The 23907-nt window shown below is 64.2% G+C and carries 20 protein-coding genes; 13 read left to right on the top strand and 7 right to left on the bottom strand.

Features of this window, described 5'->3' with window-relative positions; translation table 11 throughout:
• The first annotated feature begins 1 nt into the window (after position 1).
• From cyoB to ACZK3J_RS21225, 4 genes are all read left to right on the top strand, one after another.
• The gene (gene cyoB, locus ACZK3J_RS21240) at positions 2-1978 is read left to right on the top strand and encodes a cytochrome o ubiquinol oxidase subunit I (RefSeq protein WP_049439979.1); all 1977 of its coding nucleotides are present in this window, start codon (positions 2-4) and stop codon (positions 1976-1978) included.
• The gene (cyoC, locus tag ACZK3J_RS21235; protein ID WP_012512371.1) at positions 1975-2610 is read left to right on the top strand and encodes a cytochrome o ubiquinol oxidase subunit III; all 636 of its coding nucleotides are present in this window, start codon (positions 1975-1977) and stop codon (positions 2608-2610) included. Before cyoB ends, cyoC begins: the two co-directional genes overlap by 4 nt.
• Before the next feature lies 1 nt (position 2611).
• Positions 2612-2944, top strand: coding sequence for a cytochrome o ubiquinol oxidase subunit IV (gene cyoD / locus ACZK3J_RS21230; RefSeq protein WP_006399830.1), 333 nt, complete (start codon positions 2612-2614; stop codon positions 2942-2944).
• A gap of 142 nt (positions 2945-3086) precedes the next feature.
• Positions 3087-3758 (top strand): SCO family protein, encoded by a 672-nt coding sequence (locus ACZK3J_RS21225; RefSeq protein WP_107431810.1) that lies wholly within the window; start codon positions 3087-3089, stop codon positions 3756-3758.
• Positions 3759-3938: 180 nt separating this feature from the next.
• Here ACZK3J_RS21225 and ACZK3J_RS21220 read toward each other — a convergent pair whose 3' ends face one another.
• A complete protein-coding gene (locus ACZK3J_RS21220) occupies positions 3939-4532 on the bottom strand; it encodes a S8 family serine peptidase (RefSeq protein WP_189720183.1) in 594 nt (197 codons plus the stop codon).
• Entirely contained in the window at positions 4532-6298 is a 1767-nt protein-coding gene (locus ACZK3J_RS21215; protein ID WP_049400824.1) for a S8 family serine peptidase, read from the bottom strand. Before ACZK3J_RS21215 ends, ACZK3J_RS21220 begins: the two co-directional genes overlap by 1 nt.
• A 310-nt stretch (positions 6299-6608) precedes the next feature.
• Between ACZK3J_RS21215 and ACZK3J_RS21210 the strand changes: the two genes are divergently transcribed.
• Together ACZK3J_RS21210 and ACZK3J_RS21205 are read left to right on the top strand one after the other, a co-directional pair.
• The gene (locus tag ACZK3J_RS21210) at positions 6609-7049 is read left to right on the top strand and encodes a DUF2231 domain-containing protein (RefSeq protein ID WP_414578629.1); all 441 of its coding nucleotides are present in this window, start codon (positions 6609-6611) and stop codon (positions 7047-7049) included.
• On the top strand, positions 7042-8352 hold the full coding sequence (locus ACZK3J_RS21205; RefSeq protein WP_277778682.1) for a PQQ-dependent sugar dehydrogenase: 1311 nt from the start codon (positions 7042-7044) through the stop codon (positions 8350-8352). Before ACZK3J_RS21210 ends, ACZK3J_RS21205 begins: the two co-directional genes overlap by 8 nt.
• A 140-nt stretch (positions 8353-8492) precedes the next feature.
• On the opposite strand, the gene ACZK3J_RS21200 is transcribed toward ACZK3J_RS21205, so the two are convergent.
• Positions 8493-9155 (bottom strand): exopolysaccharide biosynthesis protein, encoded by a 663-nt coding sequence (locus tag ACZK3J_RS21200; protein ID WP_277779427.1) that lies wholly within the window; start codon positions 9153-9155, stop codon positions 8493-8495.
• Between the two features lie 149 nt (positions 9156-9304).
• On the opposite strand from ACZK3J_RS21200, the gene yidA reads away from it, so the two are divergent.
• The 4 genes from yidA to ACZK3J_RS21180 all read left to right on the top strand — a co-directional run bounded on the left by yidA (position 9305) and on the right by ACZK3J_RS21180 (position 13706).
• The gene (gene yidA, locus ACZK3J_RS21195; protein WP_134950809.1) at positions 9305-10138 is read left to right on the top strand and encodes a sugar-phosphatase; all 834 of its coding nucleotides are present in this window, start codon (positions 9305-9307) and stop codon (positions 10136-10138) included.
• A gap of 419 nt (positions 10139-10557) precedes the next feature.
• Entirely contained in the window at positions 10558-12876 is a 2319-nt protein-coding gene (locus ACZK3J_RS21190) for a TonB-dependent receptor (RefSeq protein WP_478476220.1), read from the top strand.
• A 119-nt stretch (positions 12877-12995) separates the two neighbouring features.
• Positions 12996-13385: a hypothetical protein gene (locus ACZK3J_RS21185; RefSeq protein ID WP_478476219.1), complete on the top strand. Its 390-nt coding sequence runs from the start codon at positions 12996-12998 to the stop codon at positions 13383-13385.
• Between the two features lie 24 nt (positions 13386-13409).
• Entirely contained in the window at positions 13410-13706 is a 297-nt protein-coding gene (locus ACZK3J_RS21180) for a hypothetical protein (RefSeq protein ID WP_032127110.1), read from the top strand.
• Between the two features lie 7 nt (positions 13707-13713).
• On the opposite strand, the gene ACZK3J_RS21175 is transcribed toward ACZK3J_RS21180, so the two are convergent.
• Positions 13714-15219 carry a YifB family Mg chelatase-like AAA ATPase gene (locus tag ACZK3J_RS21175; protein WP_478476218.1) on the bottom strand — a complete coding sequence of 502 codons (1506 nt, stop codon included), beginning with the start codon at positions 15217-15219 and terminating at the stop codon, positions 13714-13716.
• A gap of 453 nt (positions 15220-15672) precedes the next feature.
• Between ACZK3J_RS21175 and ACZK3J_RS21170 the strand changes: the two genes are divergently transcribed.
• A complete protein-coding gene (locus ACZK3J_RS21170) occupies positions 15673-16578 on the top strand; it encodes an Abi family protein (RefSeq protein WP_478476217.1) in 906 nt (301 codons plus the stop codon).
• A 75-nt stretch (positions 16579-16653) separates the two neighbouring features.
• Here ACZK3J_RS21170 and ACZK3J_RS21165 read toward each other — a convergent pair whose 3' ends face one another.
• A complete protein-coding gene (locus tag ACZK3J_RS21165; RefSeq protein WP_478476216.1) occupies positions 16654-17142 on the bottom strand; it encodes a cold-shock protein in 489 nt (162 codons plus the stop codon).
• A gap of 45 nt (positions 17143-17187) precedes the next feature.
• Positions 17188-17544 carry a hypothetical protein gene (locus ACZK3J_RS21160; protein ID WP_478476215.1) on the bottom strand — a complete coding sequence of 119 codons (357 nt, stop codon included), beginning with the start codon at positions 17542-17544 and terminating at the stop codon, positions 17188-17190.
• 648 nt (positions 17545-18192) lie between these two features.
• Here ACZK3J_RS21160 and ACZK3J_RS21155 point away from each other — a divergent pair.
• Positions 18193-18795 carry a DUF998 domain-containing protein gene (locus tag ACZK3J_RS21155; protein ID WP_478476214.1) on the top strand — a complete coding sequence of 201 codons (603 nt, stop codon included), beginning with the start codon at positions 18193-18195 and terminating at the stop codon, positions 18793-18795.
• A 239-nt stretch (positions 18796-19034) separates the two neighbouring features.
• Positions 19035-19364, top strand: coding sequence for a hypothetical protein (locus ACZK3J_RS21150; RefSeq protein ID WP_134950816.1), 330 nt, complete (start codon positions 19035-19037; stop codon positions 19362-19364).
• 384 nt (positions 19365-19748) lie between these two features.
• On the opposite strand, the gene ACZK3J_RS21145 is transcribed toward ACZK3J_RS21150, so the two are convergent.
• Entirely contained in the window at positions 19749-23528 is a 3780-nt protein-coding gene (locus ACZK3J_RS21145; RefSeq protein ID WP_478476213.1) for a hypothetical protein, read from the bottom strand.
• Between the last annotated feature and the right edge of the window lie 379 nt (positions 23529-23907).

Here is a 23907-nt window from a genome sequence, read left to right as displayed (position 1 = left end):
CATGTTGGGTAAATTGACGTGGGAGGCCGTGCCGCTGCACGAGCCGATCGTCGTGGTCACATTGGCGGCCATGGTGCTGGGTGGCCTCGCGCTGCTCGGCGCGGTGACGTACTTCAAGCTGTGGGGCCCGCTGTGGCGTGACTGGTTCACCACCGTGGACCACAAGAAGATCGGCATCATGTACGTGGTGGTAGCGCTGGTCATGCTGGTGCGCGGCTTTGCCGATGCGCTGATGATGCGCGCGCAGCTGGCCGCGGCTGGCCCGGGCAGTGACGGCTTCCTGCCACCTGAGCACTACGACCAGATCTTCACCGCGCACGGCGTGATCATGATCTTCTTCGTGGCCACCCCGTTCGTGGTCGGCCTGATGAACATCATCGTGCCGCTGCAGATCGGCGCACGCGACATGGCGTTCCCGTTCCTCAACGCCTTCAGCTTCTGGATCTTCGTGGTCGGCGCCGCGCTGATGATGATCTCGCTGGGCGTTGGCGAATTCGCCATGACCGGCTGGGTAGCCTATCCGCCGCTGTCGGGCATCGAGTTCAGTCCAGGCGTGGGCGTGGACTACTACATCTGGGCGTTGCAGGCCTCGGGCATCGGCACATTGCTGACCGGCGTCAACCTGTTCATCACCATCCTGCGCATGCGTGCGCCGGGCATGACCCTGATGAAGATGCCGGTGTTCACCTGGACCGTGCTGGTCACCAGCGTGATCATCATCGCCGCCTTCCCGATCCTGACCGTGGCGCTGGGTGCGCTCACCCTGGACCGCTACCTGGACTTCAACTTCTACACCAACACGTTGGGTGGCAACCCGATGATGTACGTGAACCTGGTGTGGGCCTGGGGCCACCCGGAGGTGTACATCCTGGTGCTGCCGGCATTCGGCATCTTCTCTGAAGTGACCGCCACGTTCGCGCGCAAGAAGCTGTTCGGCTACAAGTCGATGGTGGGCGCCACGCTGGCGATCGGCATCCTGTCGTTCATCGTCTGGCTGCACCACTTCTTCACCATGGGTTCCGGTGCCAGCGTCAATGCCTTCTTCGGCATCATGACGATGATCATCGCCATTCCCACCGGCGTGAAGATCTTCACCTGGCTGTTCACCATGTATGGCGGCCGCGTCGAGTTCAGCGTGCCGATGCTGTGGACCATCGCCTTCCTGGTCACCTTCACCATCGGTGGCATGACCGGTGTGCTGCTGGCCATCCCGGGCGCGGACTTCCTGCTGCACAACAGCCTGTTCCTGGTCGCGCACTTCCACAACACCATCATCGGCGGCGCGCTGTTCGGTTACCTGGCTGGCTTCGCCTACTGGTTCCCGAAGGTGTTCGGCTTCACCCTCAACGAGCGCCTGGGCAAGTGGTCGTTCGCGTGCTGGGTGATCGGCTTCTACCTGGCCTTCATGCCGCTGTACATGCTCGGCTTCATGGGCATGACCCGCCGCATGAACCAGTACGACAACCCGGCGTGGACGCCGTACCTGATCGCCGCCTTCATCGGTGCACTGTTCGTGTTCGCGGGCATCATCCTGATGCTGGTGCAGATCTACGTGAGCGTGCGCGACCGCAAGCGCAACCTGGACCTGACCGGCGACCCGTGGAATGCACGCACGCTGGAATGGGCCACGCCGTCGCCGCCGCCGTTCTACAACTTCGCCGTGGTGCCCAAGGCCGATGAGCTGGATGCCTTCCACGAAGCGAAGAAGCGTGGTCTGCCGCCGCCGCCGAAGAAGTACGCACCGATCCACATGCCGAAGAACACCGGCGTGCCGCTGATCCTCAACATCTGGATCCTGGTGTTGTGCTTCGCCCTGGTCTGGCACATCTGGTGGATGGCCGCGGCCAGCTTCATCGCGATGATCGTCACCCTGATCGTGCGGTCCTATGACGAGGACGTGGACTACTACGTCAGTTCCGAAGAGGTGGCGCGCACCGAAGCGGCCAACCTGGCCAAGCTGAAGGAGGCACGCGCATGAACCTGTTGACCCGCCCCGAGCTGGCCAGCGACACGCAGGCGCACGAGGACCACCACGAGCACGACCATGGCCACGAACAGGGCGGCATGAAGGTGTTCGGCATGTGGGTCTACCTCATGTCCGACCTGGTGCTGTTCGGTTCGCTGTTCGCCTCGTATGCGGTGCTCAGCACCGCCTACGCCGGCGGCCCCACCGGCAAGGACCTGTTCTCGCTGCCGTTCGTGATGGCCGAGACCTTCCTGCTGCTGGTCTCCAGCATCACCTACGGCCAGGCTGTGCTGGCGATGCATCGTCACGACACCTCGGCAGTGCTGCGCTGGCTGGGCGTGACCTTCGTGCTCGGTGCCTCGTTCATCGGCATGGAGATCTACGAGTTCTCGCACCTGATCCACGAAGGCGCGGGCCCCAGCACCAGTGCCTACCTGTCGGCGTTCTTCGCGCTGGTCGCCACTCACGGCCTGCACGTGGCCAGCGGCCTGATCTGGATGGCGGTGGTCATGCACCAGGTCTACAGCCGCGGCCTGACCCCGACCAACATCACCCGCGTGTCGTGCCTGAGCCTGTTCTGGCACTTCCTGGACCTGGTGTGGATCTGCGTCTTCACCTTCGTCTACCTGATCGGAGCCTTCTGACATGGCCCACGTCGAAACCTCGCGCGCCGGCAATGCGCACGGCTCCACCAAGTCCTACCTGATCGGCTTCGTGCTGTGCGCGCTGCTGACCGTGGTGCCGTTCGCACTGGTGATGAACCCGGTGCTGTCGCGGCCGCTCACGCTGTTCCTGCTGGTCGGCTTCGCGGTGGCGCAGATCCTGGTGCAGCTGGTCTATTTCCTGCACATGGACCGCAAGTCCGAAGGTGGCTGGAACCTGGCCAGCTTCGTGTTCACCCTGGTGATCCTGTTCATCGTCGTCGCACTGTCGGTCTGGATCATCTGGAGCATGCACTACCACATGATGATCAACTGACCGTGGCCGGGGTGATCGGCATGGACCGCGCGATCACCCCGGCACCTCCGTCCTCTTTCCCCCACGGGCAGGCCTGACCGAGACCCCGCCCGCGTCTGCGTTGGTGGTACCCGTGAAGCGTCCTGCTGCTGTTGTCCGTTCGTTGTTCTCTCCCCGTTTCCGCCTGCCGCTGCTGGCAGGCCTGGCCATCGGCCTGCTGGCCGGCTGCAGTGCGCAGTCGCGCATGGACTTCTATTCCAAGGACATCGCCTGCGAAGAACTCGGCCAGCAGTGGTCGATGCCCGACAGCCACGGCACCGTGCGTGGGCCGAAGGACCTGCAGGGGCAGGTGACCTATCTGTTCTTCGGCTTCACCAGCTGCCCGGACGTGTGCCCGACCACCATGGTCGAGCTCAGCCAGGTCAAGCACCTGATGGGCAAGGATGCCGACCAGCTGCAGGTAGTGTTCGTCAGTGTCGATCCCGCACGCGACACGCCCGAAGTCGCCCGCACCTATGTGGAAGCGTTCGACCCCAAGGCGATCGCATTGGTCGGCAACGAAGCACAACTGGCCGCGATGGCCAGCGACTTCAAGGCGTTCTACGAAAAGGAACCCGGCCCGGTGCCGGACACCTACACCATGAGCCATATCGCCGGCGGCTACGTGTTTGATCGCCAAGGCCGCCTGCGCCTGTTCGCGCCCTATGGCATGCCGGTGGACAAGCTGTTCTCGGACGTGCAGCGCCTGCTGCTCGAGCCTGGCCATCCGGCCGCCGGCAACGGCCCGTTGGCCAGCTGCCACCTCAAGCGAAGCGGCACGCTCGCTGCCGGGTAATCCTGGGCCATGCCCGGCTGATGCCGCCTGTTCGTCGCGCCCGCTGCCCCGGTAGGTGTCGACCTTGGTCGACACGCGGTGAATGAATCTGGTGGGTGCCGACCGTTGGTCGGCACACCCCACACACCAATCCCCCGGCCGGCCAGGAGAGCCAACCGGCCGGGGGCACCACTCAACGCCTTACTTGGTTTCTTCCCACTGCACCACGTCCGGCTCGGCCGCCTTGATGCCGGCGGTCGACAGCAGCTTGGTGGTCGCATCCAGTGCCGCGTTCACCGACGGATACTCCACAATCGCGCGGCCCGAGGCCTTGGATACCTTCACCACGGTGCCGCCGGTGGCGGTGGCCGCACGCTGCGCCGAAGCCGCATCGGTGAAGAACACCTTGACCCGCGAGGTCGCCACGACCGGCGCGCCATCGTTGGAGACAGCGGCCGCAAACTTGCTGGCACCGGCATCCGCACGTGCGGCCACACCGGTAGACGCATCCGTGGACCGCTTGCTGCGGGTGCCGACGGCCGCCGCGCTGGCATCAGCCCCGGTGGTGATCCGGAACTGGCCGCCGCTGGCCGGCTGCACGGTTGCCGACGGTGCCAGCTGGAAGCGCGAGCCGCCCACATTGAACGAACGGCCAGTAGCCTCCGCCTTCAACTGCTGCGTGTCTACGGTCGACAAGGTCTTCGCCGGAGGTGTCTGGCCCGAGCTCTGTGCCCAGGCGGTGGTGGTCATCGCCGCGAGGGCGAGGGTGCTCAACAGAATGGTCGTCTTCATCATCAGTGCCCCAGAACGCGGATCTTGAAGAATTCGAGGTTGCCACGCGATGCAGCGTTCGCGGCCTGCCCCAGGTCGGTGACTTCCAGCGTCCAGGTGCCCGTGGCGTTCTCATCCAGGAAGGCATTGCTGGACAGCAGGTCCCAGTTGGTGAAGTTGCGCTGGACGCCATTGAGGCCAGAGCCGATCGCGGTGAATGCCGGCTGCACCACGCTGCGGGTGCCACTGGGCGAGATCAGCACGAACTGCAGCTGGCGTGTGTTGCTGTGGTTGACGCGGAAGCCGAGCTGCACGCTCTCGATGTTGCGCGCACCGTTGGCCAGCTGGAAGGTCAGGCGCGCCGCGGCCGCCGAGGTATTGCCGATGGCCACGGTACGCGTCGTGTTGCGCCAGCCACTATCCACCAGTGCACCCAGCGGCTGGAAGTCCTCTGCGACCTGTACCGCGCGTGCTGCATTGACCACACCGAAACCGTACCAGTTGCTGTAGGCACGGCCGGCGGCATTCACCGTCCAGCCCGGCACCAGCACGCGGCCGTCGGAGTGGGTCACCGCTGCCCGGTTCGGATCGGTGCGGGTGGCGGTGGTGGCCAGGATGTACTTCACATCGCGGTAGGACAGGTTCGGGTTGGTCTCCAGCAGCAGCGCCGCCACGCCCGACACCATCGGCGTGGCCGCCGAAGTGCCGTTCATCTTGCCTGTGTAGTTGCAGGTGCTGTCGATGGCAGACTGGTCGCCGTCCAAAGTGTTGCGCAGGCTCGTGTTCTTGTTGCTGCCCTGCGCGCAGCCGGTGACATCGGTGGTGAGGATGGCCGGATCGTAGCGGATCGCCAGCTGCCCCGGCACGACCTGCCGCTGCCAACCATTCTCACCGCCGAAGCCGGACACCCACAGCGCCGAGCCGGTGGACGAGTAGGACGAGCGCACGCCATCGGCGCGCACGGCGGCAACGGTGATCACGTTGAACAGGTTGTTACGCGGGTCGCGACCGGCCGGAATGCAACCCGTGTTGCGGTTCTTGGTGTCTGCCGAGCAGATGTCGGTGCCATCCGAGCGTGCGCCGTTGTTGTGGTTGTTGCCTGCGGCCTTCACGTAGATGCCACCGCGGCCGCCACGGGTGCCGGACATGGCCTGCTCATAGGCGGCGATGTCGTTCTGGCTGTAGGCCAGCGGCAGGTTGGGGTTGCCCGGGCTGGAGCCCCAGCTGTTGTTGAAGACCCCCACGTCGGCCACTTCGGCGCCGTCCCACCACGAGTACTCGATGTTGGAATTCGAATTGCCCTGGGCATTGGACGCCAGGAAATTGAAGCCCTTCAGGGTGGCCGCCGAGGCCACGCCGCGCACGCCCAGATTGTTGGCACCTACTGCACCGGCGATGCCGCCGACCATGGTGCCGTGATTGTCGCGGTCCGGATTGGAAGGTGAAGGGTTGTTGCTCTGGTTGGCGAAGTTCTTGCCGGCGACCGCCGCAACGTTGGCGGCCAGGTCCGGGTGTGCGATCTGCAGGCCGTCATCGACGATGGCGATGGTGACGCCCTGGCCACGGATGCCATTGCGGAACAGGCCATCCACGTTCAGATCGTTGCCAGCCACCGGCAGGGTATCGCCCAGTACGGCCTGTCCGGTGTTGAGCAGATGCCACTGACGCCCGGCCAGCGGATCGGCCTGCTGGGCCTGGGCGGTGACGGCCAGGCTGCCCAGCACCAGGGCAGTGGCAAGGGCCAGGCGCGCGGAGCGCGGTGGCGCGGAGCGTTGCGTGTGTCGCTTCATACACGAATCCTTCTGTTGTGAATCGGCATGGCAGGACGGCGGGGCGGAACTGCCCCATCGCAACGAGCCAAACGCGACACAACGAACAACCCCCTACCTCTTCACACTCCCAATCTGCAGATGTGCCGATTGCGTCACAAACACTTATGCCGTGGGGTAATGACGACTGCAGCGGCCCGCATCTGGTAGGCGCCAACCTGGGTTGGTATCCGCATCCACACATGGCGTGGATCCACCCGGCATCATCGCGCGCCCTCACATCCGGCTGTGCTACTACAGCCCGTGCACCCTTCCGCATCGGAGCACGATGATGGTCAACCCTCTGGCCCAGGCCCATCGCGGCCTCGGCACCACGCTGTTCAGCCTGTTGAACCCGATACCCTTCGGCTTCTTCGTCGGCGCGCTGATCTTCGACGCGATCTACCTCAACAGCGCCGAGGTGATGTGGGGCAAGTCCGCCGCCTGGCTGATCACCTTCGGCCTGCTGATCGCCATCATTCCGCGCCTGATCAACCTGTTCGCGGTCTGGCGCCGCAACGGTACCGCCACCCGCATCGACCGCATCGACTTCTTCCTAAACCTGGTCGCGGTGCTGCTGGCGATCTGGAATGCCTTCGTGCACAGCCGCGATGCGTATGCCGTTGCCGTGCCGGGCACGATCCTGTCGGCGCTCACCGTGGCCCTGATCGCCCTGGGCCTGACCCTGCTGTCACTGCAGCCGCCGGTGCTGCAGGGAGGTCGTCATGGCTAAGCACATCCTGCCCACCGTGGGCGCCCTGGCGCTGGCCGTGATGCTGTCGGCCTGTGCCGGCAAGGCCGAATACCATCCCGCTGACCAGTCCGGTGCACAACCGCCGTTGCCGGCACCGAAGAACTTCCTGATGCCGCCGATGCAGGTGCCCACGGGCGTCGGCTGGGCCGAGGGGCAGTCGCCCACCGTGGCCGACGGCCTGAAGATCGAACGCATCGCCGCCAACCTGCTGCATCCACGGCGGCTGCTGACCCTGCCGAATGGCGATGTGCTGGTGGTGGAAGGCAACGGCCCCGGTGAAGAACCGGTCACCACGCCCAAGCAGTGGATCGCCGGCAAGGTCAAGGCGCGCTCGGGCAAGGCCGGCAAGGGCGGCAACCGGGTCACCCTGCTGCGCCGCACGCCGGGCACGAACACCTGGACCCAGCATGTCTACATCGAAGGCCTGCATTCGCCGTTCGGCATCCAGCTGATCGGCGACACGCTGTACGTGGCCAACACCGGCAACATCGTGCAGTACCACTACGTGCCCGGTGAAACCCGCATGTCCGACAAGGGCCGCGAGTTCACCGACCTGCCCAGCACCATCAACCACCACTGGACCAAGGAACTGCTGGCCAGCCGCGATGGCCGCAAGCTGTACGTGGGCGTGGGCTCCAACAGCAACATCACCGAGAATGGCCTGGCCGTTGAGTACCGCCGCGCGGTGGTGCTGGAAGTGGACGTGGCCACCCGTGGCAGCCGCATCTTTGCGTCGGGCATCCGCAACCCGACCGGACTGGACTGGGAACCGAGCACCGGCACGCTGTGGGCCGTGGCGAACGAACGCGATGAAATCGGTGCGGATCTGGTGCCCGATTACCTCACCTCGGTGAAGGAAGATGGCTTCTACGGGTGGCCCTACAGCTACTACGGCCAGCACGTGGACGAGCGCGTGCAGCCGCAGCGGCCGGACCTGGTGGCGAAAGCCATCACGCCGGACTACGCCATCGGCTCGCACGTGGCACCGCTGGGCCTGCTGTTCTACACCGGCCAGGCACTGCCGGCGCAGTACCACGGCGGCGCCTTCATCGGCGAACACGGCAGCTGGGATCGTTCGCCGCTGAGCGGCTACGAAGTGGTCTACGTACCGTTCAAGGACGGCAAGCCGACCGGGCGGCCGCAGACCGTGGTCAGTGGCTTCGCCTCCAAGGACGAGAAGACGCTGATGGGCGCGCCAGTGGGCATGGCCATGGATGCCGAGGGTGCATTGCTGGTGGCCGACGACGTGGGTGACGTGGTGTGGCGGGTGTCGGCCAAGTAACTCTGCAGCGTCGAGCCACGCTCGACTGCGTTGGATCTGGCCCTTGTAGAGTCGAGCCATGCTCGACTGCTTTTGCCAGCAGCAGTCGAGCATGGCTCGACTCTACAAAAAGCCATAAGCCGCCGAGCCAGGGCTCGGCTCTACACTTCAGACGGCGCCGCGCGCAGCCCGCTGAACACCGATTCGGCAGCAAACCCCACGCCACCCAGCAGCACGCCGAAATACACCACCGTAGCCACCACGAAACCATAACCAGCCGCCACCGCCGCACCATCGCGCTGGATGAAGCCGATCGCAAAGGACATCAGCGCCAGCGCCGGCAAGGTATTGCTGAACGGAATCGGCCCGGCCGGCGCCATCAGCAGCAGGGTCGCGAACACCAGCATCAGGTTGTTCAGGCGCATCATCTTCTTCGAGCGCACCATCACCGCCAGCCGCATCGGCCGCGACAGGCGCTCCATGCGGTGCACCCACTTCAGCGCACGGCCCAGGTTGGCCTTCAGCTTGTCGGTGGCGATCTCGCGGCGCGCCAGCTTCTGCGGCACCCACAGCGGGCGGTTGCGTACGCGGCTCAGGCCGATCAGCAGGATCGAGGCACCAAACACCGTACTCAGCCCCGGAATCGACACCGGAATGATGAAGATGGCCGAGAGCAGGATCACGATCAGCAGCAGGCCTTCATCGCCCAGCGCGCTGAGCAGGGTGCCGATACTGACCTGCTCACCGGGCAATTCGTCGATCATCTGCTCGATCTGCTCGGCCAGGGGCGCGCTGTCGTTGGTTTCGGGGGCACGGTAAGTCATGCGTCGCAAGGTTCTCCAGGGAAGGGCGGTCAGCGGGCCGTCCTGCGGTGGGGGACGCACAGGCTCCCGCAGTATCCCGGCCAACGTGGGCAAAGAGGTGAACCGGGCATGAGGGGGTAAACTGGCGTGCCCCGCACGAGTTGAACGCAATGGACATGGGCCGCAGGCAATCGACCATCGAACTGGTCGCCATCGACATGGATGGCACCCTGCTGGACCCCAGCCACACCCTCACCGCGCGGGCCAAGCAGGCGATCGCACAGGCGCGCGCGCTGGGCGTGCACATCGTGCTGACCAGTGGCCGCCCGGTTCCGGGCCTGGCACCGTTCCTGCACGAGCTGGGCATCACAGGCGACGACGACTACTGCATCGCCTGCAATGGCGGCCTGGTGCAGCGTATCGGCACGCGCGAAACCGTGGTCGAGTATCCGCTCAGCTTCGACGACTTCCTGTTCTGCGAGCAGGTGGCCCGAGACCTGGGTGTGCACTTCCAGGCGCTGGACAGCCGGCGCATGTATACGCCCAACCAGGACATCAGCTACTACACCGTGGCCGACTCGCATCTCTCGCGGATGCCGCTGTCCTATCGCCGCGTGGCCGACATGGACCCGTCCATGTCGTTCATCAAGCTGATGATGATCGACGAGCCTGACGTGCTGGATGCCGCCATCGCGCGCCTGCCCAGCGAACTGACCGAGCGCTTCGCGGTGCTGAAGAGCGCACCGTTCTTCCTGGAAGTATTCGACCACCGCGCCGGCAAGGGGCCAAGCCTGCAGAAGCTGGCCGAGCACTTGGGCATCGACCGCGCCAACGTGATGGCCATCGGTGACCAGGAGAACGACCTGACCATGCTGCAGTACGCCGGTACCAGCGTGGCGATGGGCAATGCCATCGACGCGGTGAAGGCGGTGGCGCGGTTCGAGACCACCAGCAATGCAGACGAAGGCGTGGCGCGCGCCATTGAGCGTTTCGTCCTGCAGTAACCGCGCGCCCCTATGCCCCGGTAGGTGCCAACCTTGGTTGGCGCACGCACACCGTATGCGCCGACCAAGGTCGGCCTCTACCAGGTCCCGTCCGCCTCGGTAGGTGCCAACCTTGGTTGGCACACGCAGGCGGTAAGCGCCGACCCAGGCTATACCCACGTATAACCCACCCATCCCCATCGCCATCCGCGCTGTACTACCGCGCAATGGCGAATGCGCCTGTGCGATGCAAGAATTTCGCACGTCGAAATCACCCCACCGAATCCCGCAGCAGATGATCGCCTTCGTCTGCTGACCGGCGCGCACCGCGCCGTCACTCCCTCAACGCAATCGCATCGCCAGCCAGGGCGCCGACACCGGTGCTGCAACGCGCTGGGCGTGCGCCTGCGCCGCTCTCTCCCTGCACCCTGGATCAGCCCATGAACACCCCACCCACGACGCGCCTCGCTCTGGCCATCATCACGGCCATCACCGCACCTGCGTACGCCGCAGAAACGCACGATGCCGCGCATGACACCCCCACCACCTTGAACGCGCTGCAGGTCATCGCCACGCCGCGCGGCGCGGCCGTTGCGCCTACTCAGGTGGTCGGCCCCAACCGCTACGTCATCAAGGCTGAAGACCTCGACGCGATGGTCACCGGCAACAACGGCCTGGCAATGCTCAAGCAGGTACCGGGCGCCAGCTACACCGCCACCGATGGGCTGGGCCTGGATATCTCGGCCACCAGCCTGTTCGTGCGCGGCTTCCGCATGAACGAAATGGGCATCACCTTCGAAGGCGTGCCACTGAACGACAACGGTTTCCTCTCGCTCACCGGCACCAGCGTGGTGAACGTGGGCGTGCCCGATGGCATCGGCGCGATCACGGTCAGCCCCGGTGGCGCACCGGTCAGCGTGTTCTCCAGCAGCGTCAACGGCGGCAGCCTGGAATACCGCCTGCGCGAGCTGCAGGACACGCCCAGCCTGCGCGTGAAACAGGGCGTGGGCAGCAACAACACGCTGGTCACCACCGTGTCCGGGCAGAGCGGCCAACTCGGTGAGCACGGCCCGAAGGTGCTGGTCGACCTGCAGCGCGTGTCCGCCGACAAGTACCAGGGCGAGGGCACCCAGAACTTCCTGCGCGGCGACCTGAAGCTGCAGCAGGACGTTGCCTGGGGCGACTTCACCGTGTTCCTGTCCGACAGCAAGGCCAAGGTCTGGGGTTACAACAACATTTCGTTCGACATGATCCGCAAGCTGGGCTGGAAGGCCGACATCTTCTATCCCGATTATGCCTGGGCGTGGTACGTGGCCTCGCCGGAGAATGCGGACAAGTCCTGCGGCGCCTACACCTGCGGTGAGCTGTCCGAGCTGATTCCGTATGACACCGGCCAGATCACCCGCGACCGCGTGTCCTCGATCAACCATCGCTTCCAGATTACCCCGGCCCTGAGTGGCAACGTGCAGCTGTACAACGCCAACAGCCACACCCAGGCCACGCTGACCGACCCGACCGTGCCGTCGCCCAACGGCGCACCGTTCTCCGAACAGGTGCAGACGCCGCGCGTGAATCGGCTGGGCGGCATGCTCAACCTGCAGTTCGAGACCGGCGCGCACACCTTCACCGCCGGTTTCTGGCAGGAGAAGAGCAAGGCCGCAGCCAAGACCGAGTGGTACCAGCAGCCGCTGCTGGGTGAGGGCCCGCCGCTGAAGGCCACCGGCCCGTTCGATGTGTACGGCCCCGCGTTCAAGACCGACAACGCATCGAGCTGGGTGACCCGCTCGCGCCAGTTCTACCTGCAGGACGACATCGTGTTGAACGACACGCTGAAGCTGGGTGTCGGCTTCAAGGCCGTGGACTTCCGCACCAGCGGCGGCGGCCTCGGCGATGCCAAGGACCGGCCGGTGAACGGCACGCTGCGCGCGAAGAGCAACTTCCTGCCGCACGTCTCGCTGTTCTGGAGCCCGACCGAATCCACCGACGCCTTCATCGACCTGGCCAATACCATGAACGGCTATCGCGTGGCGCAGCGCGGCAACATCGGCTACACCGCCTCCGCGTGGACCATCACCGACCAGGAAGAGTTCGACCGCGTGGCCGGCACGCTGCGCCCGGAGAAGAACTGGAATCTGACCGTCGGCGCGTCGCATCGCTTCGACCGGCTGACGATCACCGGTGACGTGTTCTACAACGACATCCGCAACCGCCTGCTGTCGGCGGCCATTGGTACCCAGTTCGCGCAGATCAACACGGTGCGGCTGATGCCGAAGATGCACGTGATCGGCGCCGACCTCGGCATCACCGCCGACCTGACCGACCATCTGCAGTTCTACCAGGGCGTGGCCGTGGCCCGTTCGTACTACGACAGCGATTTCGTGGTGGGCGATACGGTGTATCCGATCAAGGGCAATGCCCAGCCGGGCTACCCGCAGATCTCGCTGGTCAGCGACCTGTCCGCCCACTTCGGTGACTGGCGCTTCGGTGCCACCAGCACCTCCTACCTGCGCCAGCCTTTCACCTACGAGAACGACATCCGCGTGCCGACCTTCTGGCAGGTCAACACCTATGCCGCCTACCGCTTTGGTGCGGACAGCGCCGTGCCGGGCCTGGAGCTGCGGCTGGACGTGAGCAACCTGTTCAACCGCCACAACATCGGCACCGCCACCATCGCCGGCTCGTCGTTCTCGGGGGATTACCAGACCCTGCAGCGCAGCGCGCCCCGGCAGCTGATGCTCAGCACCTCGATGACCTTCTAAGTAGATCCACGCCATGCGTGGATGCACCTGGCGGTCCCCAGGCAGGTGCCCAGATCCGTCCACAGACCCGCCTTGCGCAATCAACAGGGATTTTCTGGCGGCGACGCAAGGTTCCCACAATGTTGCTGGGTCATGCTGTCGGCATGGCTCAGTACAACCCGCGAACCCCGCTGTTCGGCATCCGGGGCCCAGGACGGCCCCGGCAGGCGCTGTCCGTGGCGCCTGTGATCGACCTGCAGGCCGAGTACCAGTTCTGGCACGTCTACGAGCGCGTGGTCCGTCCGTTGCCCGGTGGGGGGCTGCGGCTGGCTTGGCTGGTGTGCCAGAAGGTGTACCGGGACCGGTGGCAGCACCCGCACGACAGCGACGAGGCGGCGTTGTCGCGGGTGCTGTTTGGCGGGAACATGACGGCTGACCGGGCGTCGGAGCTGGCGGAGCTGCACGCGCTGGTCAGCCGTCGGGTGGCGTTGCTGGCCCGGCGAGGCGTATTGTTCGGGCGCGGCCGCTGACCCGCACATCTGCAGGGAGTTCCGATGGATCTTCTTCTGGGGCGATATCGCATCCTCGCGTACCGCGGATTCCACGACCTGCCACGGCTGATGCTGGTGACCGATAGCGCATCAAAGCACTGGGTGCTCGACTGTCCGTTCGAGGACGAACGGGATGACTACGCACCGGTGTATCGAGTCCTTGCCGTGGAAGCTGGTGCCGCAGGGCCGGCGGAGATATGGGAACGGCACAGTCGTGGGCTTCTGCTTGGCGTCGGCGTTCTGCCAGTAAACAGGCTGCAGTTTGACGAGACGCGGCGTGCCTCCTTCATCTTGACGTGATCCTTCGTTACACCCCCGGCTTTCCCCGGTCCAGTTGCCGATAGCCAATCGCCTCAGCCAGATGCGCCGTCTGGATCACCTCGCAACCTGCCAGATCTGCAATCGTGCGCGCCACCCGCAGAATCCGATGCATCGCCCGTGCGGACAGCTGCAGACGCTCAATCGCCTGCTCCAGCAGATCCTGATCGGCCTCACTCAATTTTGTGCACGCACGCAGCGCAGCCGGCGGTAGATGTGCATTGAGCCCGCCACGCACCTGCTGCCGCGCATGCGCGGCTTCCACCCGCTCACGCACCGATGCACTGGGCTCACCCAGCGGCGTACTCTCCCGCAGCTCCACCGCGTCCATGCGCGCCACGCTGATATGCAGGTCGATACGGTCCAGCAACGGGCCGGATACCCGCGCGCGATAGCGGTTGATGCGCTCGTCACTGCACAGGCAGCGGTTGCTGCGGTCACCGGCCCAGCCACACGGGCAAGGGTTCATCGCTGCCACCAGTTGGAACCGCGCGGGATACTGCACGCTGCGCGCCGCGCGGGCGATGCGGATGTGGCCGGATTCCAGCGGCTCGCGCAGGGTTTCCAGTGCGCTGCGGTTCCACTCTGGAAGCTCGTCAAGGAAGAGGACTCCATGGTGGGCCAGTGATATCTCACCGGGGCAGGGCGGATTGCCCCCACCCACCAGCGCCGCCGCACTGGCACTGTGATGCGGTGCCCGAAAGGGCCGCTGCCGCCATCGTCGTGGGTCCAGTCCTTCGCCACTCACCGATGCAATCGCGGCCAGCTGCAGCGCCTCAGTCTCTTCGGTATCCGGCAACAGGCTGGGCAGGCGCGAGGCCAGCAGTGTCTTGCCGCAGCCAGGACTGCCGATCAACAACAGATGGTGCCCACCGGCGGCAGCCACTTCCAATGCGCGTCGTGCATGCGCCTGCCCGCGCACGTCGGCCAGATCGGGCAGTGGCAACGGTGTCGTGTCCACGCGTTCCACGGGCGGCAACAGGCGCGGATTGCCCAACCCGGCGCAGCACTCCAGCAGTGTGCGCGCTACACGCACATCGGCGTGCTCGGCCAGTGCGGCCTCCGCCGCATTGCCGGGCGGCACCACCAGGATGCGCCCGGCTTCAGCGGCGGCAATCGCGGCCGGTAGTGCACCGGCCACCGGCCGCAGCTCGCCGGTCAGCCCCAGCTCGCCCAGGAATTCGTACTGCAGCAGCGACTGCGGATCGACCTGGCCGCTGGCCGCCAGAATGCCCAGCGCAATGGCCAGGTCGTATCGCCCGCCTTCCTTTGGCAGGTCGGCGGGCGCCAGATTCAGGGTGATGCGCCGCTGTGGAAAGTCGAAGCGAGCGCAGAGCAGGGCGGCCCGCACACGCTCGCGGGATTCGCGCACGCTGGTTTCGGCCAGGCCGACAATCTGGGTGGCGGGCAGGCCGCCAGAGAGGTGCACTTCCACCCGCACCAGCGGGGCGTCGACCCCGGCGCGGGCACGGCTGTGGACCAGCGCCAGGCTCATGTGTGGTTTCCCGCAGAAAGACGCTTGATGGTGCGGCAGGCGCTCCGCGTGGGATATCGGAAGTTGCTGGTGAATGGACTAGGAGGATTCTGGCAGTCAGTTGATCCGTTGAAGTTTGGCTTCTTGCTCCCCGGCGGTTGGTCTCTGCAATTGAGTGACGGAACTCGACCGGCATCACGTGGAGTAGCGCTGGGGCGGCGGCTTGCTACAGCTGGATCGGCCGGGAATTCACATTGTTTAACCGGCGCCCGGGAGATGGCTGAATTCAAGTTGGATTTTTCACAAAGTTTTTTTAGAACAAGCATTTACAACCACCCAAAGCTACACACAATTACTTGCAGGCAAGAAGCGGAGCCGCTAAAATGTACGCAACACACCCGCCACGCCTCTGACGCGCTAGTTCGCGACATGCTCAAATTGGCGGGTTTTTTTTGCTCGCAAATGAGTGTCAGGATGACCCATTACCGCAAGCCGCCGCTTTCGATTCAGGCGCAGCTTGATCAGCTACAGCAGCGCGGGCTGGCCATCGGCGACGTCGCCAACGCCAATCGCTACCTGCAGCGTGTCGGCTACTACCGCCTCATGGGCTATCTTTATACCCAGCGCATTCCTCGTAGCGATCACTTCCGCGATCAAGCGACTTTCGAGGATGCGGTCAGCCTCTATGAGTTCGATAGGGTGCTTCGAGACCTGGTGATGGAGGCCGTCGGCCATATCGAGGTAGCAACGCGGACCGTGCTCACCTACCACTTTGCCCATGCCCATGGCGCCTTCGGCCACTTGGAGTCGCGTAATCTGAACTTCGCTGGGCAGGAGTATGCGGATTGGCTCGGCGGCGTCGAAAGTGAAGTGACCCGCTCCAGGGAGGCGTTCATTCGGCACTACAAGGACAAGTACACCTCACCAGCGTTTCCCAGAGTGCCGATCTGGATGGCAACGGAAGTCATGTCGCTGGGTTCGCTTTCTCGTTTCTACAAAGCGCTGCACTCCAGAGAACAGAAGGCTGTTGCGGGTGAGATGCAGCTGGCAGCGCCAGTCTTCGCAAACTGGCTGCATGTCACCAGCGTGGTGCGAAATGTCGTTGCACATCACAGCAGGTTGTGGAACAAGGAGCTCGGTGTTTCGGCGGTTCGCCCTCGGTCGGCGGGATGGTCTGAACGTGAAGCGCCGTACGCACCGAATCGCTGCTTCTTTCTGCTGCTCCTGCTTCGCAGACTTCTGGAAGCGACGACCGCTGATTCCTTGGATTGGCGTGAACGCGTCGATGTCCACCTCTCGGCTGGCCTGACGACCGAAGTGCGAACGAAAAGCATCGGGGCTGCAGCAGGGTGGCAGGACCATCGCCTTTGGCGCGGGTGAGTCTCAGGACTCGCCGCTTCTCCAGGTCGTTTCTGGTGGCTTCGAGTTGCGAATGGGCCGGTTAGGGGATGACAGTCAATGGCGGCCCAGCGCCCCAAGCAGACACCGCTGCTCATCAGGCACTGACCCAGTGAAGTGCCCAAACCGCGCCGCAACCCACGAAGGCCCCGCACTTTCCACCAGCAACCATCCCTGGCTCTGGTGCAGATCCAGCCAACGCTCGAAGCTGATACGCAGCCGTTCGATATCCGGCGCCCGCCACCGTGCATCGGCGGGCATGCGGATCATCACACGCGAGGGCGCATTCTCTACGTCCATCACCACAACGCCCTTGCACCGGATCTCGAAGGACGTTGCCCCGGCATGGCGTGCGTGCAGTTCAAAGCCCTCGTATGCCTTCGCGGTAACGAAGCCGAGCGCATCACTGTGCAGCAGGCGGTAATCGGCCGGCCGTAGCTTCTGGTAGGCCCACACTTGATCGCCCGCTGGCTCGGGCCACTCCACCCACATCGCGCCGATCACCGCGACACACACCGCTGCAGCGGCAAGGCCGTGCATCTTCATTCGTCACCCCGCACACAGGCAGAAAGGTGCGCGCCGTGAGCACGCTCAGTCCTTGGGTCGCATTCGCTCGTGGATGTAGGCGGTCAGCGCCAGATCGGCCATCACCAGCCCCTCCATCACCCGGTCGCCCACGTACTGCTCCGGCTCGCCGTTCTGGCGCGTGCGCTCGGCCGCCAGCAGGATCTCCTGCACGATGCGCTGGCCGGTGAGCGCGCAGTCGGCGTCGGACAACTGCATCTGCCGGCTGCGCAGGTGATGCCGCTCGGGCCAGGGCTGTCCGTCGGCCGCAGCGCCCGCGCCGATGGCGTGCAGGATGGCGATGAGGCTGTTGGGGTCCAAGGCCGGAGCGGCCAAGGGCGCTTCCTGGATGGGGCGCGGGGGCGGGGAGTGCGGCGTGGTCATGGCAGGCTCCGTGCATGCAGGCGGACGCCGCCACCGATAAAGGTGGCGGGCAGAGCGTGGCTCGAAAACCGGGCTATTAGGAAGAAACCGGCGGGCACAAGGCCCCCACGCCCCGCCCGCCATAGCCGGCAGACGGAATGCCAGCCGACACCACGCAAGGCGATGCCGGCTGGCAAGTGCAAACAACATCCTAATAGCTCGGGTTTTCGAGGCCCGGCCACCCGTTTTCGGTGGCGATACCAGAGTTGCCTGACGTAGTTGGGAATGCCAAGGGGTAGGGGTCAATGCCGCCAAAACCCGAGACGTTTTCGGCATTGTCGCATAGCACCGGAAGCGGCGAGAGCCTTGGCGTGCTAGGCGGAACGGCACTTCTGGAACGGAGTCGTCAGAACCTTCCGCCAGAGATGCAAGGCGCGGCAAATGCGACAGCACTCGCCCATCGGACATGTGTGATCGCTCATGCAACCGAACCGCTGCGACACCCGCTGGATGGTTTAAATGACTTCTTGCCTATTGAACCTACCGAGTGCCGCGCGCAATCTGACTACTGCTGTAGTCACTCACGATCGTCCTGCCCGCAGTAGGAAGGTTCTGCAGCGTTCGTCTGGATCCCACCCACTGGCGCAGGCCAAACAAGGACCACCGTACGTGTCACGCCGCAGCCGACTGCTTCTCTACGCGGGTCTGGTCCCGCTGCCGTGGTTCCTGTTCTGGACCAGCGTTGCCGCCCTGTTCGCGCCGGGCTACAACCCGCTTGCGCAGCACGCCAGCGAGCTGCTGCAGGCGCCAACGACCGCAAGCATCTGCGCCAGGATTGCCGCCATCGGCTCCGGCGTGGGCTTCGTGGCGTTTGCCATCGGGGTATGGCGGGAGTCCGGTCGCCGGATTGCCGTAGGCGCGATCTGCTGGTTGGTCTTTGGCATTTCCATGCTGACCAACGGGCTCTGGCCCATGGGCCATCCGATGCACGGCTTCTACACCATCGGTATCGCAAACATCATTGCACCGGCGATGTCGCATATCGAATTGAGCGCGTGGTCTGCCAACCGAAGGACGTACGCCGTGACTGCTGTGGTGAGCGTCGCGGGGATTGTCTATCTCTGGTTGAACGTGGTGGGCGCGGACCCGGAGGGCTTCAGAGGGCTGACACAGCGGCTGTTCTCATCGATCAACTCGTTGTGGCCATTCCTGGTTGCGTTGTATCTGCTGCGAAGGGGTTCAGGCGTGCTGAAGGCGCAGCCTGCGCCTTGATGGGGGCGCGCGACAGGAACATAGAGGACCGATCAAGTACTTCCCGATTCTCCGGCCCAGCTCAAGGTGATCTTTTCGGGATTCATGCCAGGGTGCTTACTGTTCAAGCCGTGGGCGCTCTTCAACTATCCGTTCCTTGATGCTGGCACCTCGGGCGGCAAGAGGGGAAAGGTCGTGCGCGCCTTCTGCTATAAGTAGCGCAACCGCGCCCAGAGGGCCTTTTGGAGGATTGTGGACTCATGGAGTTGTACTGGCGCTTGTTCACCAATTGCACATCGCAGCAGGCGGCTCTCAAGGTCGCGGCGCGGATGTTTGAGCAAGCAGGTCTTGAAATCAGCAATCTCCAGGCCGAGCCATATCACAAGGGTAGCTTCATGGTGAGTGCCTGCTCCCGTCATGCCGCGCAATCGTGGCCTGAATTTGTGGTTCTTGCCCTGGCTTCGGCTCAGTCCACCGGCCGCGGATGGCTCCTGAGTGGCTCAATTGCAGAAGAGCTGGATGCTTGGTCCAATCATTCCTTGGTTTCCGGTGTTTCGTCTATCCATATCCATGCGGAAAGGCAGGAGTGACGACTCGCTGGAGTAGACCAAGGCCAATAGCCTGCAATCATCTTGCAGTAGCGTGGCAAGGGTCGAGCTTGAGAATCGCGCTTCCCGTATCTAGCCGGCCTGATGGTGCTCAGACTCTCGCGCCGGTATTCCGCGATAAGGAAGACTTCTGCGTTTGATGTCCGCTCCTGGCCGAAAGCGGACATTTAGACGGCCTGGCGGCTGGCTCGGTGGTAACGTCCGCCTTCGACCCTAAGCAGCCGTTCGGCAGCGGTGTGCCAAAACCGGCCATTCGCCCAGCGCGAAGCCGTCGGGCAGAAATGCAAAGGGCAGCGGGTCCGGTCTAAGACTCCGCGAGAGCCGGGATCGGCGTCAGAGCCGCGCTGAGGATGCTCGGATCAGCAGCTATTCGAAACTCTGCTCGCCTTCCCGATCGCGCTTGCTCTCATGTTCGATCCAGCGTTCCAGTTCGGGCAGCATGTCGGTGACCCATTGCCGAACCTCGCCTCCGACATTGTCACCCAGCGTTTTAATAGCCGCGCGACGCCGAACCAGGATATCGGCGAGCGAACCACTCCCGCTGCGCGGATGCAGCCGCGTCCAGATATCACCGAGAAACGCCCGCTTGTCTCGCGCGTGGCCCAGTATTTCCAGGAAAAGCGCGGAGACACCATTCTCCTCTTCGCCCTGCCGCCGCTTGAACATGGAGATGCTTTTGCCAAGCAGCGGGTAGCGCCGATCCGGATCGATATTCGCCCACTGAACAAGGGTCTCGGCGCCGACATCTTCCACGGGTGTGTCAGACCCGAAGTCCCCCTCACACAGTCCTCGATTCCCCGGCCGGAGCTCAGGAAGCAGGAATTCGTCGAGAGCGATGAGGGGATGCGTTTCGAAGAGCGCCTTCAAGACATAACCAAGATCGTAGGACGAGAGATAGACGGTCTCCAGCCCGGCCCGGACCCGCGCGCAGATCTCGCGCAGCGTCGCCGCGCCATCAGGTCCGGCGCAGCAGACCCGAATGACGGTATGCAGCCCGAAATCGCGAAGCGCCTGTTTCTTCCCGAAGTCGGCGCGCAGCAGCAGCTCACGGCCGACGGCAATCAAGGATGGAGCGCGTTGTCGGCCCTCCTCCCGATCGCGGTAGAAGTGCATGTGAAGAATATCGAGCGCGATCTCCACGCCGTCGGCGAGACTGGCGATGTCGGTGAGCAGCGGGCCAAGCGCGTCGGGTGGAGACTCGCCGACGCTGCCATTGGCGATGCTGTGAAAAGTCCGCGCCGACAGGACGCCACGCTCAATAGCACGCCGAAGCCGCGCAATGCCCTGGATATCGATACCAACACGCCCCTGAAGATAGGGCAAGCTCGCGGCGAGATCGGAATTCTCGATCACATCCTCCAGCGCGGCGTCGGCGAAGGTCGAATCCCTAGCGTGTGCGCCATGGATGAACCCGCCCAGCACCGTCGCATTCCGGCTGCCTACATCGGCGGCAGAAAAGAGGCCCAGCAGTTCTCGCCACATCGCATCAAGATCGGCGGCACCATCCGACAGGCCGATGCCGCACTCGTAGGCGCGCTGCGGATGTTGTTCGACGAGCAGTTCGGCGATGAAGGCAACGCGCGTCACCGGGTCGTGCGCGAGCGCGGTTCCGATCTCCTTCGCCAACTGGGAGGCGCGCTCATACGGCTTCATGACATCGCCGTCGCCGGCATCACCGTCAGCGACATCCCAGCCGAAGCTGCTGCGCCCCAGTACCACCGCGCGGGCCTGATGGAGAAGATCGGTCGGTTTCAGGCGGTCGATGAGCGCGGTGAGACGCGCGCGCACCTCATCAGGCATAGCGTCGCCCTCGAAACGCAGCGCTGTGCGGAAGCCGATCCACCCCTCGATCCAGGGGCGCTCGGAAGAGAAGTGGGTCGCTGCCCGTTCGAGCGCATCGTGACAGGCACCGAAATCCCACAGCTGCCTTACGCTATGGGCAAGGTGGCCCCGGGCGTTTTCAATGATTGGCGAAAGCTCGACCGCCAAGTCGACCGCGCCGTTGTACCAGGCCCAGATGTCGCCATAGGTTGGCGGGTGCCAGCCATAGTCGCGTGACCGGGCGCCGAAGTCGAATTCGCTGGATGAACTGAAATAGTGCGCCTTCAGTAGCGCATCGAGGGCGACGCTGGCGCAACGCATCAAAGCCGGATCACCAGATTGCGCGAACCGGCGCACAAGCGATCGCCGCTGGTCCGGCAAAGCCTTGGTGCCGGACAGGTGCAGGTGAAAAAGCTCGGCGAACATGTCTGATGCCGAGTTGTTGTTGTGATTGGGCGGTTCGGCGGAAAGGAACCGGGCAAGCAATGTCGCCGCGTAGTCGAATAGCGGTGGATCGTAAGCTAGTAGCTTGATCAACCGTATCCACTGCCATCGGTCGCTCGACTGCGGATCGAGTATCTCGGCGCCCCGTGGCCCGGCCACGTCCCGCTCGATCCTTGCGAGCACGGCATCGGGCGCGACCGGAGCGATATTCGTGATGATCTGGAGGCCGTCTTCGCCCAACGCCGTGAGATCGCCAAGAAGGCCGTCGGCACCGAGCCAGCGCTCGACCGCGGCCCGTGCCTCGGCGCTGTCGTGCAGATAGCCGAGGCGGCGCGAAAGGGACTTCTGCATCCGCGCCGTGAGCGACGCGCAGAAGCGATCGAAATCGGCCGGGGGCATGCGTTCGAGGGCGAATCCGGCGAGTGGGTTGGCGATCGCGTGCGGCAGGATCGCGCGCCACCGTCCGCGCAGCTGCACGATCCCGCGCTGACGAAGCGTGTTCAGCGCTGCATATATCGTCGCCACGGAAGCGCCGCGAATAGCAGCAACTCGCGCAAGTTCGCCGCTTTCCGACGTGTCTTCGCCATCGATCGAATAGAGCAGCGCAAGGTCTTCGGCGGCGGATAGGAGATCCCGGTCGGGCTCGTTGCGCTGGTGAAAAAGCCGCTCGAAGAGGTCACGGCTCTTGAGCTTTCCCAGGGTCTCGCCTTTCCCGAGGGTTTCGGCGAGGGCGCGCGCCACGCGGAAGTTGCCGTCGCTGAAATCCGATATCGTGCGTCGGTCCACCTGCGTCACATTGGGGAAAGTTTTTTCCAGCCACATTCCCACCATTTCGGGCGATGCTGATTGCAGGCGAAAGACCTCGGTACGCTCGGGCTCATCGTCGCGAACATCATATTCGACCGTGAGGAGGCTGACCTGGCTCCCCGCTTCCGAACAGATGCGGGCAAGTTCGCTGTGCGTCGCGGGATTGCAGTTATCGACGATCAGGATCGCACGTTGCCGTGCGATAACTAGCTGGCGCGCCATGTCCCGGGCGGTCGGGTCAGTTTCGACCGAATAGTCGGTATATACGGCAAGCCCAGGGTCCAGCGGCGCCTCGCCGACAGCATCCTCGAACAGTGCCTGCACAAGACGAGTCTTTCCGAGGCCGGACAAGCCGATCAACCGGATACATTGGCGAGCTTTGGTCAGAGAGGCGCGAAGCCGGGCGATACCCTCGCCGATGGTAATTTGCTCACGGTCGCTTGTTCGCTCATCAGTTAGGCAAGCCTTGTCATTGAAGAGATAGGGCGTCTCCTCGCTCACTCCGACGCCGCACCAATCGCCGATGCTGCTCCAGCCCGACATGCCGATGCCGAGCCGCATGCGGACCCAGGCGGCAATCCCGGGATAGTGATTGACCCATGTAGCCAGCCGGTCGCGATCGTAGAAGTCGCTATGTAACTGCCCGGCCTCAGGCAGATCGTCTAGCTGCGCCCGGATCGCATCGCGACGATCGCTCAGCGGCTTGTCTGCGACCGACCCTTGCGCGCTGACGATGATGTAGGCGCCCGAGCGAGCAGCGAGTTCGGCGATGGCCGGCCGTAGTACGCCGCCAGGACGCATCTCATTGCGGATTGCACTCGCCGGCATGTCGGGCTTCTTTACCTGAAACCCTGTGTGCTGGCTCGGCACGAAATCTGGCATCGGCAGTGCGGACGGGCACTCGACCCGGACATCAAGCCCGCCATCGGCCGCATCCTGATTACCGCCAGCGGTCACCGACGAACTGGGGCAACCCTGCGCCCGCAATTCTGCCAAAGCGAGACGTGCGACGAGTGTCCGTAGATCGGCGTCATTGAGGTCGGCGACTTGTGCGCCAGTAATTTCGAACATCATTGTTCCCCCCTTTCATCAAGTATAGGAGAGCATGCGGGAGAATAAAGAGCGGTCAAGCGATAGCTGGTCCGCCACGGCCGCGACGAACTGCCAGGTGTCCCATATGTCAGTTATTGGCCGGGAGCGGACACTGGCTCGCGCAGGGCATCTCCAGTGGATCAGTGGCCGGCCAGTGACCCGTAGCAGACTTGCCCGTGTGGCTTGAACGTGGATCTGGAGAGGCTCCTGATCCTATGCGTGGGTCCGGTCATGCGCCGGCTTGATGGCTGAACTCGGCCGCCCTAGGATCACGCCGTATCAGGGGAGCGGCCCAACATGCGGGGATGCGGGATGAACGCTTGTGTGAGACTGGTCTTGTTCACGAGCATGGCGCTATGCC

Source organism: Stenotrophomonas sp. 86428_Sma (genome assembly GCF_056481585.1).
Note: the sequence above shows the minus strand (reverse complement) of the source record. Positions and strands in the feature narration are given on the sequence as shown.